A 462-nucleotide genomic window follows, 5' to 3' on the forward strand; every position below is an offset into this window, starting at 1 on the left:
CCCCTCAAGATGAGATTTCCCATAGCTCTAAGCTAGTAAGAACCCTGAAAGATGATCAGGTTGATAGGTCAGAGGTGGAAGCGTGGCGACATGTGGAGCTGACTGATACTAATCGTTCGAGGACTTATCCTAAATAATAAGAAAACTCGTTTTTACAAAAACTTCTTCTGCATTATCTAGTTTTGAGGGAATGATACCTCAACAAGTGTAATTCATTTCATTTGTTTAATAAATCATGGCACATTGAATGTCTGCTCCTGCGCCAAAGCATATTCGAGGAAGATTATCTTTAGCTCGTCGCATGCCTGCAAGGAAGATTATTCAGTGCAGTAGGCCTGGTAACAATGGCGAGAAGGTCACACCCGTTCCCATACCGAACACGGAAGTTAAGCTTCTCAGCGCCGATGGTAGTTGGGGCATGCGCCCCTGTGAGAGTAGGACGTTGCCAGGCTGTTATCAATG

At 44.6% G+C, this 462-nt stretch carries 2 rRNA genes; both read left to right on the forward strand.

Going from position 1 to position 462, the window contains the following annotated elements:
• A 23S ribosomal RNA gene (locus tag G6554_RS25370) occupies positions 1 to 132 on the forward strand; the annotation flags it as partial.
• Between the two features lie 202 nt (positions 133 to 334).
• Positions 335 to 451 (forward strand): 5S ribosomal RNA (rrf, locus tag G6554_RS25375).
• Positions 452 to 462 lie beyond the last annotated feature (11 nt).

Source organism: Bacillus sp. MM2020_4 (assembly GCF_011250555.1).
Lineage (GTDB): Bacteria > Bacillota > Bacilli > Bacillales > Cytobacillaceae > Neobacillus.